Source organism: Ruegeria sp. SCSIO 43209, assembly GCF_019904295.1.
Taxonomy (GTDB): domain Bacteria; phylum Pseudomonadota; class Alphaproteobacteria; order Rhodobacterales; family Rhodobacteraceae; genus Ruegeria.
This window is the reverse complement of the sequence record NZ_CP065359.1, coordinates 25,477-48,646: the sequence shown is the minus strand read 5'-3', so window position 1 is coordinate 48,646 and position 23,170 is coordinate 25,477. Positions and strand designations below refer to the sequence as shown.

General features: G+C 54.1%; 22 protein-coding genes and 1 pseudogene. 13 read left to right on the top strand and 10 right to left on the bottom strand.

Annotation, left to right across the window (positions count from 1 at the left end):
- Positions 1 to 251: 251 nt before the first annotated feature.
- From I5192_RS00225 to I5192_RS00195, 7 genes are read left to right on the top strand one after another with little or no spacing between them, the layout of a single operon-like run.
- Positions 252 to 1,373 (top strand): SRPBCC family protein, encoded by a 1,122-nt coding sequence (locus I5192_RS00225; RefSeq protein WP_223117487.1) that lies wholly within the window; start codon positions 252 to 254, stop codon positions 1,371 to 1,373.
- Positions 1,370 to 2,896 carry a choline-sulfatase gene (gene betC, locus I5192_RS00220; protein WP_223117486.1) on the top strand — a complete coding sequence of 509 codons (1,527 nt, stop codon included), beginning with the start codon at positions 1,370 to 1,372 and terminating at the stop codon, positions 2,894 to 2,896. The genes I5192_RS00225 and betC overlap by 4 nt, the downstream gene beginning before the upstream one ends.
- Positions 2,897 to 2,928: 32 nt before the next feature.
- Positions 2,929 to 3,696, top strand: a complete 768-nt coding sequence (locus I5192_RS00215) for an SDR family NAD(P)-dependent oxidoreductase (RefSeq protein WP_255612000.1) — start codon at positions 2,929 to 2,931, stop codon at positions 3,694 to 3,696.
- Positions 3,696 to 4,628: a 3-keto-5-aminohexanoate cleavage protein gene (locus I5192_RS00210; RefSeq protein WP_223117485.1), complete on the top strand. Its 933-nt coding sequence runs from the start codon at positions 3,696 to 3,698 to the stop codon at positions 4,626 to 4,628. The genes I5192_RS00215 and I5192_RS00210 overlap by 1 nt, the downstream gene beginning before the upstream one ends.
- A gap of 10 nt (positions 4,629 to 4,638) precedes the next feature.
- Positions 4,639 to 6,057 carry an aminobutyraldehyde dehydrogenase gene (locus tag I5192_RS00205; protein ID WP_223117484.1) on the top strand — a complete coding sequence of 473 codons (1,419 nt, stop codon included), beginning with the start codon at positions 4,639 to 4,641 and terminating at the stop codon, positions 6,055 to 6,057.
- A complete protein-coding gene (locus I5192_RS00200) occupies positions 6,057 to 6,797 on the top strand; it encodes an SDR family NAD(P)-dependent oxidoreductase (RefSeq protein WP_223117483.1) in 741 nt (246 codons plus the stop codon). The genes I5192_RS00205 and I5192_RS00200 overlap by 1 nt, the downstream gene beginning before the upstream one ends.
- Entirely contained in the window at positions 6,797 to 7,729 is a 933-nt protein-coding gene (locus tag I5192_RS00195; protein ID WP_223117482.1) for a 3-hydroxyacyl-CoA dehydrogenase NAD-binding domain-containing protein, read from the top strand. The genes I5192_RS00200 and I5192_RS00195 overlap by 1 nt, the downstream gene beginning before the upstream one ends.
- Here I5192_RS00195 and I5192_RS00190 read toward each other — a convergent pair.
- The 9 genes and pseudogenes from I5192_RS00190 to I5192_RS00155 all read right to left on the bottom strand — a co-directional run bounded on the left by I5192_RS00190 (position 7,707) and on the right by I5192_RS00155 (position 15,816).
- Positions 7,707 to 8,738, bottom strand: a complete 1,032-nt coding sequence (locus I5192_RS00190) for a GlxA family transcriptional regulator (RefSeq protein WP_170408434.1) — start codon at positions 8,736 to 8,738, stop codon at positions 7,707 to 7,709. The genes I5192_RS00195 and I5192_RS00190 overlap by 23 nt on opposite strands.
- A 197-nt stretch (positions 8,739 to 8,935) precedes the next feature.
- A pseudogene (locus I5192_RS22720) lies at positions 8,936 to 9,055 on the bottom strand (hemolysin); the annotation flags it as partial.
- Positions 9,056 to 9,493: 438 nt separating this feature from the next.
- A complete protein-coding gene (gene otnC / locus I5192_RS00185; protein WP_223117481.1) occupies positions 9,494 to 10,135 on the bottom strand; it encodes a 3-oxo-tetronate 4-phosphate decarboxylase in 642 nt (213 codons plus the stop codon).
- Positions 10,132 to 11,409, bottom strand: coding sequence for a 3-oxo-tetronate kinase (gene otnK, locus I5192_RS00180; protein WP_223117480.1), 1,278 nt, complete (start codon positions 11,407 to 11,409; stop codon positions 10,132 to 10,134). Before otnK ends, otnC begins: the two co-directional genes overlap by 4 nt.
- Positions 11,403 to 12,203: an N-acyl homoserine lactonase family protein gene (locus tag I5192_RS00175; protein ID WP_223117479.1), complete on the bottom strand. Its 801-nt coding sequence runs from the start codon at positions 12,201 to 12,203 to the stop codon at positions 11,403 to 11,405. The genes otnK and I5192_RS00175 overlap by 7 nt, the downstream gene beginning before the upstream one ends.
- Positions 12,200 to 12,487: a putative quinol monooxygenase gene (locus I5192_RS00170; RefSeq protein WP_223117478.1), complete on the bottom strand. Its 288-nt coding sequence runs from the start codon at positions 12,485 to 12,487 to the stop codon at positions 12,200 to 12,202. The genes I5192_RS00175 and I5192_RS00170 overlap by 4 nt, the downstream gene beginning before the upstream one ends.
- Positions 12,487 to 13,998 (bottom strand): tripartite tricarboxylate transporter permease, encoded by a 1,512-nt coding sequence (locus I5192_RS00165; protein ID WP_170465851.1) that lies wholly within the window; start codon positions 13,996 to 13,998, stop codon positions 12,487 to 12,489. Before I5192_RS00165 ends, I5192_RS00170 begins: the two co-directional genes overlap by 1 nt.
- A 4-nt stretch (positions 13,999 to 14,002) precedes the next feature.
- Positions 14,003 to 14,752, bottom strand: coding sequence for a hypothetical protein (locus I5192_RS00160; RefSeq protein WP_223117477.1), 750 nt, complete (start codon positions 14,750 to 14,752; stop codon positions 14,003 to 14,005).
- Between the two features lie 56 nt (positions 14,753 to 14,808).
- On the bottom strand, positions 14,809 to 15,816 hold the full coding sequence (locus I5192_RS00155) for a tripartite tricarboxylate transporter substrate binding protein (RefSeq protein WP_170513339.1): 1,008 nt from the start codon (positions 15,814 to 15,816) through the stop codon (positions 14,809 to 14,811).
- A 135-nt stretch (positions 15,817 to 15,951) separates the two neighbouring features.
- Between I5192_RS00155 and I5192_RS00150 the strand changes: the two genes are divergently transcribed.
- The 5 genes from I5192_RS00150 to I5192_RS00130 all read left to right on the top strand — a co-directional run bounded on the left by I5192_RS00150 (position 15,952) and on the right by I5192_RS00130 (position 20,497).
- A complete protein-coding gene (locus tag I5192_RS00150) occupies positions 15,952 to 17,040 on the top strand; it encodes an isocitrate/isopropylmalate dehydrogenase family protein (RefSeq protein WP_223117476.1) in 1,089 nt (362 codons plus the stop codon).
- Positions 17,037 to 18,068, top strand: coding sequence for a Gfo/Idh/MocA family protein (locus tag I5192_RS00145; RefSeq protein WP_170408442.1), 1,032 nt, complete (start codon positions 17,037 to 17,039; stop codon positions 18,066 to 18,068). Before I5192_RS00150 ends, I5192_RS00145 begins: the two co-directional genes overlap by 4 nt.
- Positions 18,065 to 18,742: a GntR family transcriptional regulator gene (locus tag I5192_RS00140; protein ID WP_170395106.1), complete on the top strand. Its 678-nt coding sequence runs from the start codon at positions 18,065 to 18,067 to the stop codon at positions 18,740 to 18,742. Before I5192_RS00145 ends, I5192_RS00140 begins: the two co-directional genes overlap by 4 nt.
- Before the next feature lie 215 nt (positions 18,743 to 18,957).
- Complete coding sequence (locus tag I5192_RS00135) at positions 18,958 to 20,058, top strand: nitroreductase family protein (protein WP_223117475.1); 1,101 nt, start codon at positions 18,958 to 18,960, stop codon at positions 20,056 to 20,058.
- A complete protein-coding gene (locus I5192_RS00130; protein WP_223117474.1) occupies positions 20,048 to 20,497 on the top strand; it encodes a MarR family winged helix-turn-helix transcriptional regulator in 450 nt (149 codons plus the stop codon). The genes I5192_RS00135 and I5192_RS00130 overlap by 11 nt, the downstream gene beginning before the upstream one ends.
- 37 nt (positions 20,498 to 20,534) lie before the next feature.
- Here the strand turns inward: I5192_RS00130 and I5192_RS00125 are convergent, their stop codons facing one another.
- Entirely contained in the window at positions 20,535 to 21,302 is a 768-nt protein-coding gene (locus tag I5192_RS00125; protein WP_255611999.1) for a hypothetical protein, read from the bottom strand.
- Positions 21,303 to 21,637: 335 nt separating this feature from the next.
- On the opposite strand from I5192_RS00125, the gene I5192_RS00120 reads away from it, so the two are divergent.
- The gene (locus tag I5192_RS00120; protein WP_223117473.1) at positions 21,638 to 23,170 is read left to right on the top strand and encodes a phospholipase D family protein; all 1,533 of its coding nucleotides are present in this window, start codon (positions 21,638 to 21,640) and stop codon (positions 23,168 to 23,170) included.

Genomic DNA, 23,170 nt, shown 5'->3' with positions numbered 1-23,170 from the left:
CTGTTAGCTGGAACGCAGCGAAGGTCTGCACCGAGCCCATTTTGCCGATTCCTGCAGTGTGCACGAATGACCGCATAACAGATGCAGTCAAGGGCCCAGCATTCGCTTGTCAGCTAAACGCAGTGCTTGATGGGTTAATACGGTGTCCCCGAAAGCCAAATGCTTAGCGAAAATAATCAAACTAGCGGCTGATTAAACATAGCTTCGAATCCCACGCGCAATAGATTTAACCTAACATCGGAGACGCTATCATGACTGATTCAGGTGCAATTTTCTTTGGCTATCATGCTGACCCATCACGCTCCAGCTCATTGCAGGCCGCTGCCTACACCGAGCGCAAGTGGTTTGACGCAGACCTTCGCTCCATCCTCTCCAAAACTTGGCAATGGGTGTGTCATGTCGAGAAAACACGTGAGCCGGGATCATATGTAACGGTGGATGTTGCCGGTCAGCCTATTGCGGTCGTGCGTGACAAAGAGGGTAAGCTTCGCGCCTTTTACAACGTATGCAAACACCGTGCCCATGAACTGCTATCAGGCGAAGGCAATACCACACGGATTATGTGCCCCTATCATGCCTGGGTCTATAAACTCGACGGGCAATTGGCGCGTGCGCCACATACTGAAAACCTCGAAGACTTCAACAAGGATGAGATTTGTCTCGATGCTGTACAGGTTGAAGAATTTTGCGGCTTTGTTTTTGTCAATTTGGATCCGACTGCTGCCTCTTTGTCAGAGCAATCCGGAAACCTGGAAACCGAGGTGCGCCATTGGGCACCGGATGTGGATCAACTCACTTTTGGCCACCGTCTGACCTACGACATCAAGTCGAATTGGAAGAACGTCGTGGACAATTTCCTTGAGTGCTATCATTGCCCTACGGCCCATAAGGATTTTTGTGACCTCGTGGATATGGGTACCTACAAGGTTACGACCTACGGCATTTACTCCAGCCATATGGCTGACGCAGGCAACAGTCCAAATACCGCCTATGACGTCTCGAACGCCACGGTAAAAACCCACGCGGTTTGGTGGCTCTATCCTACCACTTGCCTGATGCGATATCCGGGACGGTCCAGCATGATCGTGTTGAACATTATCCCTGTTGGGCCAGATCGGACGCTTGAAACTTACGACTTCTTCCTTGAGACGCCGGAACCTGACGCGATGGAGCTGGATGCAATTCGCTATCTGGACGAGGTACTTCAGGTCGAAGATATCAGCCTCGTCGAAAGCGTACAGCGCGGGATGAAAACGCCTGCGTTCACCCAAGGTCGAATCGTCAATGACCCGGATGGGTCTGGCAAGTCCGAGCACGCCGTTCATCACTTCCATGGCTTAGTCTTGGACGCTTACGCAAAAGGTGCCACGTGACGCGGCCAAACATCCTTGTGGTCATGGCGGACCAATTGGCTCCGCATTTCACAGGGGCGTACGGGCATAAGGTCGCCAAGACGCCACATCTTGACGCGTTGGCCGCGCGCGGCATGCGCTTCGATGCAGCTTACTGCAATTCCCCTCTCTGTGCGCCTTCACGGTTTTCCTTTATGTCGGGTCAGCACATCAGTCGCATCGCAGCTTACGACAATGCATCCGAGTTCAAGGCTTCGGTGCCGACATTTGCGCATTATCTGAAATCGCTGGGCTATCGTACATGTTTGGCAGGCAAGATGCATTTTGTCGGACCGGATCAGATGCATGGATTTGAGGATCGTGTGACAACCGACATCTATCCTGCTGATTTCGCGTGGACCCCGGATTGGGAGGTCCCGGACGAGCGGATCGACAAGTGGTATCACAACATGCAAACGGTGAAGGAAAGCGGCGTTGCCCACGCGACTTTCCAGATCGACTATGACGACGAGGTCGGTTTTGCTGCCAAACGCTGGCTGTTCGATGCGGCCCGAGACAAAGCGCTTGGCAATGACGCGCCTTTTGCGATGGTTGCAAGCTTCATTCACCCGCACGATCCATATGTAGCCCGACCAGAATGGTGGAACCTGTATGCGGAAGATGAAATTGACTTGCCCGCGTTTGTGCCCGCGTTGGAGGATCAAGACCCCTTTTCACGACGTTTATTGGATGGGATCGAAGCGTCTTATGTGCCACTGACCGAGGAAGTAATCCTGCGCGCGCGCCATGCCTACCTGGCAAACGTCAGTTACTTCGACAGCAAAATCGGAGAGCTGGTTCAAACCCTCGAAGAAACGGGCGAGTTGGACAGCACCATTGTGATTGTCACAGCCGACCATGGCGACATGCTGGGTGAACGTGGGCTGTGGTACAAAATGAACTTCTTTGAGCACTCCGCGCGAGTTCCGTTAGTCATGGCCGGGCCGGGCATTGCGGTTGGGACGGCGCAGAATGCGGTGTCACTGGTCGATCTGTTGCCGACATTTATCGACATCGGCGGCGGTGATGAGACGATGATCGGAGAGCCGATCGACGGTCGTAGCCTTATGCCTTTGGCTCGGGGTGAAGAAGATCCAGTTGATGAGGCGATCGGAGAATATTGTGCCGAGATGACGGGCTATCCTGTGATCATGATCCGGCGCGGGCCCTTAAAATATATTCATTGTGATAGCGACCCACCGCAGCTCTATGACCTGAGTGCTGACCCGATGGAAACGAAGAATTTAGCTTCGGACCCAAGCTACTCCGACGCGAAAACTCGTTTTGCAGCCGAAGTCGCCGAACGGTGGGACGGCAGTGCTTTGCGAAAGAAGATAATCGCCACGCAAAAATCGCGCCGTGCATTACATGCCGCGATGGAGGCCGGTGCCAGCGAGCCTTGGGACTACAACCCGCCGTCCGATGCAAGTCAGCAGTATGTACGCAACAATATGGATTGGACAGTGGCTGCACGCCGCTACCGCTATCCGCCATTGAAGGATTGAAACCAATGATGCTGAACGGAAAAGTTGCTCTCGTGACTGGTGCCCGCGGTGGAATCGGGCGCGCGATTGTCGCTCGGTTTCTAAGAGAAGGCGCAACGGTATTTGCCGCTGATCTCACACCGGAAGGGTCGTTAGATCAACACGACGACGACGGCAGTCATTTTGTTAAGCTGGATGTGACTCAAGAAGCAGACTCGGTTGCGGCGATGGATCATGTGCGCGCCGCACACGGAAAGTTGGACATCCTAGTGAACGCGGCGGGGATCGAGATCGAAAAAACGGTTGAGGAGACTACGCTGGAGGAATGGAACCAAAGCTTTGCCGTAAACTCCACAGGCACTTTCCTGACCTCGAAATACGCCCTCCCCCTAATGCGCGAAGCGGCGAAGACAGGGAATAGCGCAAGCCTTATCAACTTTGGCTCCTACGACGGGTTCATCGCAGACCCTGGGCTTGCGGCCTATTGCGCGACCAAGGGTGCAGTTCACGCTTTGACCCGCGCAATGGCTTGCGATCATGGCCCAGAAGGTATCCGGGTGAATGCCATCTGCCCTGGCTATATCGACACTCCAATGCTGCAGAGCTTCTTCAACGGCGATGGATCCGGCGGAGGAGGTGGCAACATTGAAACGCTGCAAAAGGCCGTGCGCGATGTTCATCCAATGCGGACCTACGGGACGCCCGAGGATATTGCAAATTTGGTCAACTGGCTTGCCTCGGACGAGGCGCGCTATGCCTCTGGCCAGTTGTGGGTTCTGGACGGGGGGCTGTCTGCACAAGTGCAGCAGATGAAGCTCTGATGCCCAAGCCAGTCATTATCACTTGCGCGCCGACCGGAGGCATCCATACGCCGTCAATGTCTCCGCATCTGCCGATTACACCGGCCGAGATTGCGACGGCCAGTATTGAGGCGGCCCAGGCAGGGGCATCAATCATTCACCTGCACGCACGGCACCCGGAGACAGGAAAACCCGATCCCCGACCTGAGCTGTTCAAGCAGTTTCTACCCGTAATCAAGCAGTCCACCGATGTTGTGATGAATGTCTCGACCGGCGGCGGCTTGGGGATGACGATGGATGAGCGGCTGCGGGCGGCGACATCTACCAGCCCAGAGATGGCATCGCTCAACATGGGATCCATGAACTTTGGTATCTTTCCGATGCTGCAGAAATACACCGAGTTTCTGCACGACTGGGAACGACCATTTTTGGAGATGACGGAAGACTTTATCTTTCCCAACACTTTCAAAACAATTCGTTACGCCATCGAAAAACTTGGTGGAGATCACGGCACCAAGTTCGAGTTCGAATGCTATGATCTTGGACATCTCTACAACGTCAAATGGTTCGTGGATCAGGGCCTGATCAAACCGCCATTTTTCATTCAGATGGTATTTGGCATCTTGGGTGGCGTTGGCGCAGATGCCGACCATCTGACCCACATGCACAACACAGCCGATAAGCTGTTCGGAGCAGAGAATTACGAATGGTCGGTCCTTGCCGCTGGTCGTCACCAAATGCCATTTGCGACCCAAAGCGCCATGCGGGGCGGTAACCTGCGTGTCGGTCTCGAAGACAGCCTGTTCATCGGCAAGGGTGAGTTGGCAAAATCTAACGCGGAACAGGTCACGCGCATCCGATCAATCGTTGAAAACCTTGGCCTTACGGTCGCGACGCCAGCAGAAGCGCGCATGCGGCTCGCACTAAAAGGCGGCGATCAGGTTGGCTTCTGAGGAGACGCATATGCAGACGAACATGTTGATCAACGGCGAAATGGTTGAAGGCACCGGCGACGCCTTGAACATCCTGAACCCTGCAACAGGAGAGGTTATTGGTACCGCAAAAGAAGCCAGCGATGCACAGATCGAGGCGGCGGTGCGCGGCTCAGCAGAGGCATTTGAGACCTTTTCGGTTACGACCCCTGCAGAACGCGCTACAATCTTGCTTCAGATAGCTGATGTTATCGAGGCGAACAGCCAGGAGTTGGCAGAACTTGAGAGCCTAGATGTGGGAAAACCCTGGCCATCGGCTCATGATGATGAAATGCCGCTGACGATTGATGTCTTTCACTTTTTCGCCGGGGCTGCGCGCACCATGATGGGGTCTGCCTCTGGAGAGTATGTCGCGGGTCATACGTCGATGATCCGGCGCGACCCCATTGGCCCTGTCGCCGCCATCGCCCCTTGGAACTACCCGCTGATGATGGCGTCCTGGAAGATTGCTGCACCAATTGCGGCAGGATGTTCGGTGGTGTTGAAACCGTCCGAGATCACGCCGCTATCTACTCTGCGACTTGCAGAACTGTTACAAGATGTTCTGCCAAAAGGCGTGCTTAACGTGATCCATGGTCGCGGGCCCGGCGTGGGGAATGCCCTGATGAACAGCCCACAGATGGAAGGGATCAGTGTTACGGGTTCTCCGGCGACAGGCATGGCTGCAATGCGGGCTGCTTCCCAGAAAATTAAACACGTTCATCTGGAATTGGGCGGCAAGGCGCCAGTCATTGTCTTTGATGATGCTGATCTCGATGCTGTGGCCGAGACGATCCGATATGGCAGCTACTTCAATGCCGGTCAGGACTGCGCACAGCCTTGCCGCGTGATGGTTGCAGACAGAGTTTACGACAAACTTGTGGCCGCGATTGCCGATCAGGTTGGCCAGATCCAGATCGGTGCACCGAAAGCTCAAGGAACGGAAATGGGCCCGCTTGTCTCTGCGACACAGCGGGATCGTGTAGCGGGTTTTGTGGATCGCGCGCGCAGCAGCTCTGAAATCGTTTCCGGTGGGGTGTCTGGCGAAGAAGACGGCTTTTTCTACCAGCCGACAGTCATCGCAAATGTCGACAACACTGCAGAGATTGCCTGCAATGAGGTTTTTGGACCCGTTGTAACTGTCTCTCGGTTTTCTGAGGCAGAACATGCGTTGAAGATCGCCAACAACGGACCTTACGGGTTGGCCTCATCGGTTTGGACACGAGATGTTGGGAGAGCAATGCAAATGACGTCCAAGTTGCGCTATGGATTCACCTGGGTAAACACGCATGGGGTTGCGACCCCCGAGATGCCATGGGCCGCGATGAAGGGCTCGGGCACGGGCAGCGATATGTCTGTCTATGCGCTGGATGCTTACACCGCAGTCCGTCACGTTATGGTGGCACATTGATGCGGTTAGCGGGAAAACGCGCCTTTGTTACAGGCGGCAAACAGGGCATTGGTCGCGGCATCGTTGAGGCCTTCGCAGCCGAAGGTGCGGCTGTCGCCACCTGCGGGCGCGGCCCTCAACCAGATGCTCTACCGGATCAAGTAACCTGGTACACGCTGGATGTATCCAATCCCGAAGCGGTTGCACGTACTGCCCGAACAATCGGCCTGGTAGATATCCTGGTAAACAACGCCGGCGTTCAGGTCGAAAAAACAGTGACCGAAAGCACAGACGCGGATTGGGATTTGGTGATGGGAGTAAACGCACGAGGCGTTTTTAACTGTTGCCGCGCCTTTATTCCGAAAATGTCTCAGGGTGGTTCGATCATCAACATTGGTTCGATCTCGGGCAATGCCGCTGACCCATCGATGGCGCTCTACAATGCTTCAAAAGCGTTTGTGCATGGGCTTACACGCTCTATCGCGGTGGACCATGGACCTGCGGTGCGCTGCAATGCAATCTGCCCGGGATGGATTGAGACGGGCATGCTGGACGCAGCATTCGAACTCGCCCATGACCCAGAAAAGGCTAGATCAGACGCGCTGGCACGCCATGCGGTCAAACGCTTTGGTAAGCCCGCAGACATTGCTGCGATGGCTGTTTGGCTAGCTTCTGACGAGTCGTCTTTTGCGACTGGCCAACTGTTCACTGTAGACGGTGGTATGACTGCGGCCTCCCCCCTGAATCCGGGACTGTTCTGATGTCGGAAATCGAAAGAACCGCCATTCTCGGAGCCGGTGTCATCGGGGCAAGCTGGGCAGCGCTGTTCCTCGCGTCGGGTCGCAGTGTGACCGTATTTGATCCCGATCCGAACGCTGAAGCATCCGTCCGTAAATACATTGAAAAGGCGTGGCCTGCGTTGGAAGAATTGGGCCAAGTTGGCCACGCCACCCGAGATGCGATCACCTTCGCACCGACCGCAGCTGAGGCCGTGCGAAACGCGCAGTTCATTCAGGAGAATGTGCCCGAGCGGTTGCCGATCAAACATTCCACCTATGCGGAAGTTGAGCCAGAGTTGAGCGCTGATGCAATAGTTTCAAGCTCAACATCCGGCCTAACACTCGAGGCTCTCCAACAGGGATGGCGCGATCCGAGTAAGCTCATCTTAGGTCATCCGTTCAACCCGCCACATCTCATTCCGCTGGTCGAGTTGACGGCGAACGACGCCACCGGTTCAGATGTTCTGAACCGAACAGAGACGTTCTACGAAGACCTGGGCAAAGTCACGATCCGGATCAAGAAGGGCATGCCCGGACACGTCGCAAACCGCTTACAAGCTGCAGTATGGCGCGAGGCCGTCCATATGGCGATTGAAGGCGTTGCCAGTGTCGAAGACATCGATAAAGCGATGTGGGCCGGCCCCGGATTGCGGTGGGCCGCGATGGGTCCGACGACGCTTTTCCACCTGGGTGCAGGCGACGGCGGTCTGCGGGCCTTCTGTGACCATTTCAAGGATACATTCAATGGCTGGTGGGACGACCTGGGCAACCCTCGTCTTGATGAGGATGTCATCAATAAACTGGTCGATGGCATTAACGATCAAACTCAGGGGCAAAGTACCGAAGAGTTATCAGCGCAACGCGACAAGATGCTTATGGCGATGCAAAAAGCTACCCAACACCTTCGGACTTAATATCTGGCTTGAACATTGGCCAAGCGCGGAACTCGAATGGCGTGCGGCCTTCAATACGGTCTGCAGTTGGTGTGAGGCCAAAACGGCTTCGATATGCCCGGCTGAAATGAACTTGCCCGTTAAATCCTGAGGCTTCTGCAATCTCGCTGAATTTCAGCTCTGTTTGGGTTACTAGTCCACGCGCGCGATCAAGGCGTATGTCACGGTAGTACTCGATCGGCGACTTCTGGACATATTGCTGAAACAATCTGCTAAGTTGTCGTTGCGAAATCTTCAACCTCGCTGATATTTCAGGGATCGACAAAGTGGCTTCCAAATGCGCCTCCATCAAGTCGATCGCGTCCCTTACCACCCCAGAGGTGACATACCCCAGTGGCTCCACGTCTTTGGGGTTCTGTGATTGGCCCTCACCGCGTACATTGTGATGAAAAAGATATCGCGCAGATGCATTGGCGATACTCTCGCCATCGACAGAGTGCACAAACCGCAAACCCAGATCGGTCGCTGCGGAACCCCCGCAACAAGTGAACATCTTTCCATCCATAACAATCATGTTCTCTGACACTGTGGTATCATGGGCCATTTCAGCAAAGGCATCGATGTGCTCATAGTGAACCGTCGCTGTCTTGCCTTTAAGCAGTCCAGCAGCCGCAAGAACAATCGCACCAGTATCCAAGCCGCCAACGATTGCCCCGCACGCCTCCCACTTCTGAAGGGCCACCTTAAACTGAGATGTTCCGTGACGTTCAGGTGACCAACTTGTACTCACCAGAACCAGCCAGGGCTTGCGCCCAGTCACGGCCGCCAATGGGGCAGTGTCAACGACTAGGCCGCTACTAGACTCAACTGGTCCACCGAGGTCCGAGACATAGGTCCAAGAAAATCGAGCCGAACCTGTCAGGTAATTGGCTATTCTGAAAGGATCCACGAAAGACGTAGTCGCCGAAACATTGAAATGCGGACTCACCAGGACAACGATATCTAGCGTGCGATCAATTGGATGGATCATGGCCGATTCTGTAAAATGGAGTCCAAAATTGTCAACAATGAACTTACCACTGGTTCAAAAAAAGTCCAATTACTAAGGCAAACACAGCATAAACAAGGGGAAAAAACCGCGGGAGATCAGCGCTCATTAAGTTTCTGAAATCCAAAAAACCGACATTCGTTCCACCGCGGCGAAAGTCCGTTTTGGCCGCTAGAAACTTAGTGTTGTTGCGAGACAAAGAGATCACAATTCGGGATTCCGCGTCCAAGCGCATTCATATCAGTCTTCACAGGCCAAAGCTTCTGATTTGCAAGGCATTCTGCAAGGCTCACATCATGAGCGCCAACCCATCAAATCTTAACTGGTCTCCCATCCGCCTGGATCATCTCATCACCGCCTGAGAGGCCTTCAACAATTACGCTACTTGTGGCTGTTTCGATTGCGTTCCATCGACAAAGCATACGTAATTCATCTTGTTCGGATTGTTTGTGCTTATGCTGGCTAATGCAAGCGGAACGCCTTCTAGCAAGGCCCGGTCGTCGAAAAGAACCAGCTACTTGCCCCGCCATAATAGTCACCCGCTGTCGTCGATACCTCTAAAGGGTAGAGGACATAGTTATCAGTACCGTCTATAGTGGTGAACGTGGCCTTATAAAAAACTCGTTCTCCGCCAATCGTTTGCTGGGTTGTATCGCTTGAGATCTGCTGAGGTAAGTCACCGGATAACTTTGCACGATTTGCCCGATAGTTTGCACACGCACCATTTTGGTGCCAGATCAAATCCTTCCGAAAGTCTCTTTGAGTTCTGCGACTTGTTCTGCATCCAGTAGGCGGGTTGGCAGGCCGCGCAGTGTCACGAGCAGCTTGGCTGTTTCTTCTAACTCTTCTGCCGCACAGATCGCTGAGAAGAGGTCCTTTCCCGATACGACGGGTCCGTGATTGGCCAGCAGAACAGCACTATAATTGCCGTCCAGTTCACGGATCAAATCACCGGACGTCGGGTCGCCCGGCTTGACGTATGGAACCAGTTTGACTGTGCCGACACGCATAACCACATATGGCGTAAGCGGTGGAATACAGTCGTCTGGATCGGTGTCTTCCAGACACGACAGTGCAGTGGCCCAGGTCGAATGCAGATGCACCACTGCACCAGCTTGTGGCCTCGTCTCATAGAAGGCTTGATGCAGAAAGACCTCCTTGGTCGGCTTGTCGCCGGAGACGTGGTTGCCATCCAAATCAATCTTAGCGATGCGCTCGGGGTCGATATCGCCCAAGGTGGAATTGGTTGGTGTCATGAGGATGCCGTCGTGCAGACGCGCAGAGACGTTGCCAGCAGTGCCGACGGAAAATCCGCGCGCAAACAGCGATGCACACAGGTCCGACATCTGCTTTCGCAGCGCCTGTTCTTTAGAACTCATTTGCCGGCCTCCATCATTTTGAGCGCCCTAGCGAAAAAGTCCGGAGCGCCGAAGTTTCCAGACTTTAGAGCCAGCGCAATGGGTTCAGTTTTTCCAACGCTCAAGACTGGTACGCCCGGGTCGATCTCTGGCCCTAGTGACATGGCCGGTGATCCCAGTGCCTCAGAGACAGCCTTGGCGACAGCTCCCGACGTCTCCCCTCCGGCAACCACCAATCGCTTGTAGCTCTTCTGAACAAGCTCGCGCGCGGTATCTGCAAAGAGATTGTCCAGCTTTTCCGCCACGGCTTCTTGGCCAAATTGACCTTGTACCGCGCGCACATCATCCGGGCTTCCCGATGAATAGGCGAGCGGTGCCTGACCCGGATGCGTTTCAAAGAAATCCAGAAGCGTTTGCGTAGTCACATCCCCGGACATAACACCCGGAACGTCAATGGCGAAGGTCGGATGGGATTTAGCATGAACATCGATCTGACCACGGGTCGCACCTGAGCAAGACCCTGCAAGGATAGCGGCGGGCCCAGCGATACCTGTGAATACACTGCCACCTCTTTTGGACGAAGCTCTTCTGACGAAGTTCTTGGGTAGCCCCAGCGCTATCCCAGATCCCCCAGTAATGAGCTGGGCATCCTTCAGAGCCTCGCCCCAGGCCAGCAAATCCTCGTCCGAAATCGCATCACCGATCACAAAGCGTTCGTCGACGTTCCGCAAAGCAGTAGCAATCGCCTCTGGTCCTTGCGTCACGGCGTCAATTGAAACCAACCCAACCGCTTCTTGGGCCTGATACTGCAACCACCGCCTGATGTCCGCATCCGTCATCGGAGTAAGAGGTTGATTTTCCATCCCGGACTCGTTCAACAGCTTGCCAAGCACAAATAGATGGCCGTGATAGATGGTGCGCCCCGTTGTCGGAAATGCTGGACAGAAAACCACCTTTTGCGCGCCCAGTTCGTTGGCCAACGCTTCCGCAACCGGGCCGATATTTCCCCGCCTAGTGGAATCAAAGGTCGAGCAATACTTGAAGATGAACTGGCGGCATCCTTGATCTTTAAGCCATCGCAGGGCTCGCAGGCCGTCCGCAACAGCTTCTTCGACAGGTGCAGTGCGGCTCTTGAGTGAGACGACACCCGCTTCGATCTCTTTGTCGGCCGGGGTATCCGGAATACCTGGAAACTGCGCGGTTCTTAACCCACCTTCCGGCTCGACGCCCTTTGCCAAGGTGTTCGCAATGTCGCTCGCACCAGTGAAATCGTCCGCTATGACGCCGATTAGCATATCTTAATGTCCTTCGTCGGCCCTGGATCCAGCCTATGGATGTGCGGTGCTGCTCCGACGGGAAAAATCTCGCGCACAAGTGGATCATGGCCGGGCACGATAAGTCGAGGATGTGAGGCCAACCTCTCTAGGGTCTTGAAACCATCCATCATGTCCTGCAAATCGACAACGATGGGAAAAGCTTTTCGCGCCATGAAATTCTCGTAGTAATGCGAGGCATCCGAGGCCAGAACCATCCACCCGGCTGCTGTTCTTACACGAACACATTGCAACCCCCTCGAATGCCCGCCGATACAGTGTACGGTCACCCCATCTGCTATCTCGGCCTCTCCGTCGTAGAACACGACCTTGCCTGTATAGAGGCGCTTTACGACCTCGCAGATATGGCCCGCCGAGAAAGGCGCGCGTAAGTGGTCGTGGCACATGCAGGGACCTGTGGCGAAGGCCATTTCCGCCGATTGCATGTGCAACTTCGCATTTGGGAACATATGCAGCCCCCCAGCGTGGTCATAATGGAGATGGGTCACGATAACCTCGGTCACCGCTTCGGGCATGATGTCCAATGGGCGCAAAGCCTCGCGTGGGTCCATCGCAATGGGACGACCACGGGCGGCTGCCTCGTCGCCGTCGTATCCGGTATCGACCAGAATAACTTTGTTGCCACGCTTGAGCACCCAAACGAAATAGTCCATCGCGTGAGGTGCATCGTGATTGTCATCCAATATGAAGCTGTCGCGTCGAGTGCGGGCATTGCGATCCGCGTATTTCACGGCGTGAATTTCCCAATCGTTCATCGGATGACCTCGGAATACTGTTGAACAGTCTTGGTGGCGATCATATCAGCCACAGCCGTATCGAAGGACTGGAAATGCGCGCTTTCTAGGTGGGCGGAGAACGCCACGCTGTCATGATAAACCTCATAGAGAAAAACTGTCTCGGGATCGTCGCCGAGGCAAACGTCAAACTGCTGGCATCCGGGTTCTTCACGCAGAGAGGTTGAAGCGTTTTCGACCATTAGCGGCAAAAAGGTTTCTCTCGTACCGGGCTTGAGAGTGAAGGTGACGGTAACCACAAACATCAGACGGAAAGTCCTTTCAAACGTGAGAAAGCGCGCTTTGCCATGGGCAGTTGGCTGAGGATCAAACCAACGTTGAGCACAAGTAGAATGGCCGCACCGGGTCGCGAAAAGAAGACCGAAAGATCCCCGTCCGACAAGAACAGCGACCGGCGGAAAGTTTCGTCAAACAGGCTTCCAAGTATAACCCCAATGACCAATGGAGCGATTGGGTACTTCATCAGGTTCATAAAATAGGCAACGGCGCCGACACCAAGCATCAGGTAGAGATCATTGATGCCACCACCGACGCTGAAGGACCCGATTGTTGTCAGAACCATCACAACCGGCAAGAAGATGGTCTGCGGTATGGCGAGTATTTTGATAAAGACCCGAGCAGTGAACAGGCCCATCAAGAACATAGTCAGGGATGCCAGCACTAGGATTGCGACTACGCGCAGAATGATCTCGGGGTCTATCGTGGGGCCCGGGATCACGTTGTTGATCTTGAAAGCCCCCATCAAAGCCGCGGCGGGTGGTGAACCGGGAATGCCCAAAACCAAAAGCGGGATTAGCGCGCCCCCAATGCAGGCGTTGTTTGCTGTTTCAGAGCATAGCAGACCTTCCAATGACCCTTTTCCAAACTTATCGCCCTCAGCAGATACGGTCTTGCCGACACCGTAGCTGACCCAACCGGCGACATCTTCGCCGACGCCAGGAAGCGCTCCTACCCCGGTCCCAATCACTCCTGACCGGCCAATGGTGGGCAGGTAGCGTCGGATGGAGCGTAGGTTCGGAAGGATGCGACCTTTCAGGGCCAGAACTTTCCCGGCCTCAACGTGCCTCAAGCCGTCGATAATTTGGGGGATGGCGAAGGCCCCCATCAAAACTGGCACGACCTGAAACCCGCTCAACAAGTAAGACCAGCCGAAAGTATAGCGCGGCTCAGACAGAAGCGGATCGAGCCCCACCATAGACATTGCAAGCCCGATCAGACCGGCGATCCATCCCTTGATCACCAGATCCTCGCTCATAAGTGTGCCAGATAGAAGGATGCCAAACAGAGCCAAGAGTGCTTTTTCCGGACTCGCGATGTTCTTCGAAACCAAAAGCAGTGCCCAGACAAAAATCAAAAGCGTGATCGTCCCGATAACCGTACCGATAAAGCTGGCCGTTGTGGTCAGACCAAGTGCTTCGCCCCCGCGACCTGCTTTGGCCAGAGGGTAGCCATCCATGGCCGTCGCCGCGCTGGCTGCTGTGCCAGGTATGTTCAGCAGAATAGACGGGTAAGAGCCGCCGTAAATCGCGCCGACATAGGCCCCGAGCAAAGCGATAAGCGAATAGTCCAATGGGATCTTGTTGCCGAAAAATCCCGTCAGGATCGTCACTGCCAGCGTTGCGGTCAGGCCGGGCAATGCGCCGAACGTGATGCCTAGGAACACGGAAGCAATCAAATACAGATAGGTCAGCGGGTCCACTGCCAGACCAACGAATGCGGTCCCAAACCCAGCCAGTTGCGAAAGGATAAAGTCCATCCGGTCAGTCTTTCCATAACGGACGAAGCGTCACGTAGTAGTGGTATTCGATTTGCTTGAAGATCAGCCCCCCGCGCGCGGGCACGTTCTGTCGGAAAATAAAGGCCATCGCGCAGACGAGGATCAGCGGGGCCAGTATTGCGACGACTGGCACAAACCGCAAAACGCGTTCGGAAGCCGCTTTGGTCAACACCACAAGTGATAGCGAGACCCATAGGGCCAGTGTAAACCAATCATCACCGTGTGCATTCCATTCCGCCTGCGCGGGAAACACGGCGAACGCAAAAACCCCGGCAGAAACAACTGCGATACAGGCTACCAAAGCACGCCGCGCGTGACCGCCGTAGTAGCCGTAAGTCAAAGCTGTAATCAGTAACCCCGAGCACAATATGAAGTCCACTCTGGGAACCAGCCCGACGACGTATGCAAGAAGGATCAGGCCTATTGTTGTTGCTCGATAGGCTTCCGACTTATCCCATCCAATCCCCAAAGCCGTGAGTGCGTTCTGGGCTCCACCTGAGCGGATCGAATTAGCCAGCAAGACGAAGGACAACACAAGCAATCCACAGAAGATGAACAACGGTACAATTGCAGCCGAGTTGTACCAGTCCGACCCACTTACACCTGCGCGGTTTTCACCCCAAAGTGGGATGTCCAACGTCTTCCAAAGGAAAAAGACGGACACTGTTATTAGAACAATCGCAGCCCAGAAATCGCGGGTCCGCATGACCAGTGTTTCGTCGATTTTGTCCATGCCTGCCTCCTGGAGGAAAGGGCGCGATCAGACGCGCCCTTCCAAAGTTGATCGGATTAGGGCTTCTCGATACCCAGCGAGGCTGGATCGACCGTGGCAGCGCCCAAATCTTGCAAGGTATAGGCAAAAGTAGCCTCAAGGTTCGCAAACAATTCTTGAGCTTCTTCGCCGTGTTGACCACCGACATCATAATTGTTTGCCTCAGCCCATTCAGCGACGGTATCGGATGCAATCGCCTGCTCGAACGCATCGCCGAGGGCCGCCTTCACATCATCTCCAGCCGAGCTGTGAACGGCGAATCCGATGGCTTGTTTTAGCGGCAGATACTTGTCGAGACCGTCATAGATGCCAAAGGCAGATGGCACTGTAGCTCCGGCAATCTGCGCATCTTCCGGTGTCAACATCGCAAGTGGCTTCAATTGTCCGCCTTCGATCAAAGGAGCTTGTTCAGCCAGCGAAGTCACAACCAACGCAACCTCACCTGCTATCGCCGCTTCCTGCCCGGGCGCTGAGCCTTTGTATGGAACAAACTTGAACTCTGCACCGGACCCTTTCTCGATGGCGAGAAGATTCAAGTGGTGGATCGAACCCGCGCCGGACGCGGCAGCGGGAATAGTGCCAGGAGCGGCTTTGGCAGCGTCGACCAGTTCTTCCAGAGTGTTGTAAGGGCTGTCCGCCGGAACCGAGATCAGATCGGGTGATCCGCCAACAATAAACGGATACCAAAAGTCAAATTTCTTATCCCAACCTCCCTGCACAGCAGCGGTGACGTTCGATTCAGACAGACCAACCAATGTGTAGCCATCGTCTGGTTGGTTCATGACGTAGACCATGCCGTTGGAGCCTGCGACCCCACCGGTTTGGTTGATCACATTGATCGAGACTGGAAGGTGTTTTTCCATTTCGGCCATGATCATTCGGTTGATCGTGTCCGTGCCGCCACCGGCCCCCCAGACCACAGCTGTGGTGATATCACGGTAAGGGTAATCCTGCGCGGTAGCAGCCCCTGAAATCCCGGTTGCAATCACGGCTGCAGCCGCCAACTGCCCTAACTTCAGTTTCATTTCCAAGTCCTCCCAAACATCTTTGCGTTTATTATTGCATTTATTTGCGTATACATTAAAGAATGCGTTGTCAACGGACTGTAGTGAAAGCTGCTATCGCGCTATGAATGCGAAACGGGAAGGAAGCGGGCTAAGATGAAGAAAAGTTATGATGTGGCAGTGTTCCACGGGGACGGAATCGGCCCGGAAATTATGGCCCCTACGCTTGAAATTCTGCGTCAGCTCTCGCGCGGCAGTCCTTCCTACGAACTGGTGTTTACAGACGCTCCGGCGGGCGCAGCCCACTACGCCAAAACTGGAGAATCGTTTCCGACTGGTTCACTTGAAACTGCACGCAAGGCTGATGCGATTCTGCTATCTGCAATGGGTTTGCCGGATGTTCGCTACCCTGACGGAACCGAGATTTCACCACAGATCGACCTGCGGAAGCAGCTCGGCCTTTTTGCCGGCGTGCGTCCGGTAAAGGTTAGCAGCGGACAAATGACCCCCTTGGCGCTGCCTCCCGGAAAAGAGATCGACTTTGTCTTGATTCGTGAAAGCACTGAAGGGTTGTTCTTCACTCAAGGCGCGGGGGAAGTCACCGAAGACGAGGCACGTGAAACCCTTTTGATCACGCGCGAGATATCTGAAAAGCTATTCCGGTTCGCGTTTGAACTTGCCAAAAACCGAAAGGCTTCAGGGCGTGGCAAGGGGCGGGTTACCTGTGTCGACAAGGCCAATGTGTTCCGCGCCTTTGCATTCTTCAGATCGATGTTTGACGCTGAAGCCGCTCGCCATCCCAAATTGCGGGCAGACCATGCTTATGTTGATGCCACTGCGCTTTGGATGGTGCAGAAGCCTTGGGAATTCGATGTTTTGGTGACTGAAAACATGTTCGGCGACATCCTTTCTGACCTTGGCGCCGGCCTTATGGGCGGTCTTGGATTGGCTCCTTCAGCAGATATCGGGTTGAACCACGCCGTGTTCCAACCCTGTCACGGCTCTGCTCCGGACATTGCGGGACAAGACATTGCCAATCCTTTCGCGATGATCCTGTCTGCAGCAATGATGCTTGAATGGTTAGGGTTGACCCATAATCATCCAGAACTGTCCAAAGATGGCGAACGTTTACGGGAAGCCGTGGAAAAGGTGACTGAGAGCGGTCAAAACCTGACGCGTGACCTAGGTGGCACAGCCGGAACGCAGGACGCAGCCTCATCGGTATTGGAAGCATTGCTGGCATGAATACTCAACAAGCCATCACGGTCGCGTGCGTAGGTGCGGGGTATTTCAGCAAGTTCCACTACGAAAGCTGGTCTCGAATGCCCGGAGCGGTTCCGATTGCATCCTGCAACCGTGACATCAAAAAGGCGAAAGAAACAGGACTGGCCGCTTACGATGATCTGTCAAAAATGCTGGAGGCGGAAAAACCAGATCTCGTTGACATCATCCTCCCGCCTGTGGCGCAGGCCGATGCCATCCGAACGGCGCTGCACTCTGGAATAAAGTGGTTGATCTGCCAAAAACCTTTCTGCATGTCGTTGCATGAAGCTGAGAAAATTGTTTCAGAGGCCGAAGCGGTAGGAGCAACTATTGTTGTACACGAGAACTTTCGCTTTCAACCTTGGTATCGCGCGATCAAAGAGGCGATGACCGAGGGTCGAATTGGTACACCTCTACAAGCTACTTTCCGGCTTCGGCCTGGCGACGGACAAGGACCACGCGCCTATCTTGACCGGCAGCCGTATTTTCAGGACATGCCGCGTTTCCTGGTTCATGAAACAGCAGTTCACTGGGTAGACACATTCCGATTCTTGTTCGATGCGCCCAGCGCAGTTTATGCGGACTTGCGCCAAGTGAACCCCATTATCGCGGGTGAGGATGCCGGCTATATCCTGTTTGATCATCCCAATGGTTTGAAAGCTCTGTTCGATGGGAACAGGTGTCTTGACCACAGCGCCAAAAACCTGCGTCAAACTATGGGTGAAGCCCTCATTGAAGGAACAACAGGATCATTGGTTCTTAACGGCGATGGTTCAGTTGAACTCCGCGCTTTTGGAAAGCAGGCGCAGCAGCAAATTCTACCTCCAAGCGATCATAATGGATTTGGCGGCGATTGCGTCCACGCCTTGCAAAGTCACGTCGTTTCAGGCCTTGTAAAGGGCACGCCGCTGGAAAACACGGCTCGAGACTATTTGGACGTGATCCGCATCGAAGAGAGCATCTATCTCTCGGCTGCGGAGGGACGAAAGATCAACCTGGAGACGCCGTGAAGGGTCAAGACGCAAAAACTCTTTCCAATACGCAACGCGCCGTTAGGGATTTGCGGCAGATGATCCTGTCCGGCGAACTTGCAGCCGGAACGGACCACCTGGAGTCGGAACTCGCCGAAACCCTTGGTATGTCCCGCACCCCGATACGGGAAGCTGCGCTGATGTTAGAAAGCAAGGGGTTGTTGGAGATGCGGCCCCGCAAAGGCGTGCGGATACTGCCGGTTTCATCAGACGATATGCGTGAAATCTACGACATCCTGACGGAGCTCGAGAGCCTCGCTGCACAACGCGCTGCCGAAGCGGGTTATTCAGAAGATGAACTTTCGGTACTTGCTGGATCAATTGCGAAGATGGACCGAGCCATCGAAGCCGAAGATCTTGAAGCCTGGGCCGAGGCCGATGAGTTATTTCATCAAGAGCTCGTTCGGTTGGGCGGCAACAAACGGGTCGAAGCGATTGTCGCCATGATGAGCGACCAGGTGCGCCGCGCGCGCGCAACGACCTTGTTCATCAGACCCCTGCCCGTCAAATCCAATGAAGATCATCGGGTTGTTTTCCAAGCGATTAGTGAAGGTCGTCCGGATGTCGCCCGTGAACGTCATCGAGAACACAGGCTGCAAGCCAAGGCTATGCTTTGCGAGATACTCGAAAAGCATCGGCTCAACAGCCTCTGATCTTCTCGTATCCGGTCGTTAGTCAACTAAAGTAACTGCTTATTTCCGGTACTAAAGGCGCTCCGAATACTTGTCGATAACGGCAACCCGCAGTTGCCTCCGGCTGCTCTGATATTCTTTTTTCTAGTCGCTCAAACAATCACTGCATCGATTGGGGTTGAAATGGTACGATTTCGTATTAATTTAGTTCGATATCGTACTATTGGAGAGTCAAGATGCCAAACCGAAGACGTTTTCTCAAGATTCTAGGCGGAGGCACAATACTGGCGGCAACGGGCGCGGCTGGGTTTCTCACGACACGTACACCCCATGAAGCTTTAGCTCCGTGGACGCCGAAACCGTATGATGACCCACGCAAGGCTGCTTTGTCCTACGCAATTCTCGCCCCCAATCCGCACAATTTGCAACCTTGGCTGATCGAGTTGGTTGGGCAAGACAAGGTGCGGATCCACCGTGATACAGATCGCGAGCTTCCGGAAACCGATCCTTACCACCGCCAGCTCTATATTGGCCTCGGTGCATTTGTTGAAACGATGGTTCTGGCAGCAGGTGCTCACGGGTTTGATACTGAGGTCGAGTTACTGCCAGATGGGAATGACGGACCTATCGCAGAAGCGATGTTTGTATCTGGCGGGGCATCCGATCCACTCTCAGATCAAATCCTCAACCGACATTCAAATAAAGAACCGTACACTGAACAGCGGCTCTCTGAGGCGGAAATATCGGTCCTTGAAAACTATGCCACTCTGATTTCCGATGAGGATCTAGTGGCCCGTATTCGAGACCTCACAAAACGCGCTTTTGAAATCGAAATGCGAACTCCACAGACCCTTAGAGAATCCGTCGACCTGATGCGGATCGGCAAAGCAGAAATCAACGCAAACCCAGACGGGATTGAACTGCGTGATCCCATGCTGGAAACGCTGCGACTTACTGGCCTATTGGACAATGAGACCCTGATGAACGTTGATCACCCAGGCACTCAGGCGCACATGCAAGACTACTTCGCTATGCTAGACGCGACACCGCAATACGCAGTCCTCGCGACAGCCACAAATACGCGAAGCGATCAACTTGATGCAGGACGTCAGTTGATGCGTTTCTACCTGAAGACAACCGAAATGGGCCTAGGCGTTCATCCTGTCAGCCAGGCCCTTCAGGAATATCCTGAGATGGCCGATGAATACGCTCTGGCGCATGAGCTTCTTGCGTCACCGGACCACACGGTGCAAATGTTGCTGCGTTTGGGGTATGGACCTGAACCAATTGCCACACCCCGCTGGCCGCTGGAGACACGAATTCTGAATGAAGCCTGAAGATGAGACCAAGGAAGTTTACCGGTTCTTCACCGAAGTCGGGATCATCAATCAGTTGATCTCGACCAAGCTGGAAGCGTTCTTGCCTGGTAGAATGACGGCGACTCAATTCGGAATTTTGGGCCATCTGGTACGGCGCCCCGAGGGTGAAACTCCACAGCAACTTTCGAACGCGTTTCAAGTGCCTAAAACTTCGATGACGCACATGCTCTCCAGTCTTGAAAATCATAACCTGATTACTCTTGAGGCCAACCCCAATGACAAGCGTTCGAAAATTGCTCGGCCTACACCGCAAGGCGCGGAGTTTTTGAAAGCTTGTATGGAGCGGATGTCGGAATCCCTGGCTCCAGTTTTGTCCGAAATCGGGCCTGAACCGTTCCATGAATCATTGCCTAATCTGACGTTCATACGCGAAACTTTGGACAGCGAGCGCGACTAGCCGAAACCTGCGCCAGCCGAAGCAAGCAACTAAATTTTCAGAACATCATGCAATCCGCGCCCGGCGGGAGCGGCAGCGATCCTTCAGGCAAAGTGGGCGTGTAGTCAAATGTCACAATCTTCGCGCCGCCATCGAATGCCACGAACAGTTGGTTGGATCCCGGCCTAATGGCGATGCCTTCTGGGTCGGTTCCGAACTCCAACAAGCTTTGCTGGGCGAGAAGCTGGCCATCTGCCGTGAACTCATACAGGCTGTTTGACCCTTCCCAGTCATCAACAATCAACATGTGGCCTGTACGCGGATCAATCGCGATGCCCTGCGCCTCACTCAAGGGAGGAGAGAGCTTCATGGTATCCAACCTCGCCGTCAAAGCACCCTCTGAGGTGAACCACGACAACCGTTCGGGGTCATCCTCTACGGTCACGATCTGTCCCTTGGCGTTGATCGCAATTCCTTCCGTATCCGCGAAACCACCTTCCAATTCGAAGGGTGCTCCCAGGCGCGATCCGTCCTTGGTGACACGTTGAAGACTGCCGAGACCATCGCCCAGCAACAAGTGATCCCCTTCAACAGCAATTGCTTTGATCCGAAAGAGATCGCTGGATATACGGCGCAATTCATCACCTTGCAATGTAACGAGAATTGCCTCGGGCCCCTCGTTCGCAATCCACAACCCACAAAAGGTCGGATCGTAGTCAAGACTTGCGGGCTGATTAAGTTCATAACGCCCTGTTTCGCGAAGCTGCAATGCCGTGGCCGGGATCGACACAGCAAAAATCAATAAGGCGGTGGTCCTCACAAACACTCAGGATGCTCCGAAAATCTGCGTCAAAACTGTGGGGCGGAATCGTAACACGTCAATGCTAAGAGCACCTAAACTTCCAAAATCAGAGAGCATCATTTTACCTGATCAGAGACTTATAACACGGAAACTGGTTACGAGCGGTGTGGTTCAACGCATCTGGGTTCTGCCATAGTCCGTTGGAACAGGGGAGTGTCGAAATCGCAAACCAACAACATGGCGCTTGTGAGAGTTACGAAATCAACACCAGCGAACGAAACAACCTCAGGCTTCATAGAACAAACTTGCAATCGCACGCTCGGGCGTAGTCACCTAGGACATGGGGTTGGAGGAAGTCTATGGCGCAATGGAAGTTCGTGATTAGTGTTTGTTGCGCGCTGTTTCTTGTCGCTTGCGCTCCGAAAACCCGCACGTATGAAAAGACGGTATCAGCTGCGCTACCGGCAAATTCCAGCACGGCTCTGGGTCAGGCGGCCAATCGCCTTGGGGATCCTAAAGACGGTCGGTCAGGCATCAAGCTGATCAGTGATGGAGAAGAAGCGCTCGTATCACGGCTGTTGTTGGCCACTGCGGCCGAGCGAACGATAGACGCGCAATACTATCTTCTGCACGACGACCCAACCGGTCACCTGTTCGCTGCCAGCCTATTGCAAGCGGCGGATCGGGGTGTTCGTGTCAGGCTGTTGTTGGATGATATGGATACGTCGGGCTACGACGCGATGACCGCTGCGTTGGACAATCACAAAAACATTGAAATAAGGCTATTCAACCCGTTCTGGCGAGATCAGAGCCTTTTGATCGCGGGTCTGACTGATTTCAAACGCATCAATCGCAGAATGCACAACAAGTCCATGACAGCAGACAACGTGTTCACGATTGTGGGTGGGAGAAACATCGGTGCCGAGTATTTTTTGGCGCGGGAAGAAATGAACTATGCTGATCTGGATGTGCTGGCCGCAGGCCCAGTTGTACGCGAAGTGTCACGTAGCTTTGACGCTTACTGGAACAGCGAATTCGCAGTTCCGGCTCGCGTGGTTGTCGGAGAACCCGAAGAATTTGACCTGAGCGATGCACGCAGCAGGTTGAATGAACTCGTCGAGGAAGCGAAGCAAACGCAGTACGGCGCAGCGCTCAGAAAGTCGGCAAAAGAGAACTTCGCGGATGGCGCCCTGTTACTGGATTGGCTGCCAGCGAAACTTTATGCTGATCCGCCTTCAAAGGCCGCGGGCCTCGAGAACTCAGGTCCCGTTCTTGCATCTCAATTGCTTCCGTACTTTGAGAATGCCAGCAGTGAAGTGAACATCGTGTCCGCCTACTTCGTGCCGCGCAACAACGGTGTGAAATGGCTGACCGAACTCGAGAACCGTGGGGTCGACGTAAAGGTTGTAACCAATTCACTTGCATCTAACGACGTCGCACCCGTTTACGCACACTACGCCAAGAAACGCCGAGCACTACTACGCGGTGGAGTAGAACTCTACGAGCTGCGACCCGACGCTTATCAAGTCCAACGCCGCGGTATTAACTGGGCTCAATCCAGGTCAGGCCTGCACTCCAAGGCATTTGCAATTGATGACCAGTACTTATTCGTGGGTTCATTCAACTGGGATCCGCGATCTGTCAACATCAACACCGAGATGGGAATTCTGATTGACTCTCCAGCATTGACTGCGCAGACGATGGGAGCCTTGGACGACGCACTACCCGCATACACATATAACGTGACGCTCGAGCAAGCTGGCCAGCTTAAATGGACGACAAGAGCCAATGATGGCACCATTCTTGAATACCAATTCGAGCCGACAGGATCGGCCTGGGATCACATAGTTGCCGGGCTATTAAGTATTTTACCAATTGGGTCCCAGCTTTAG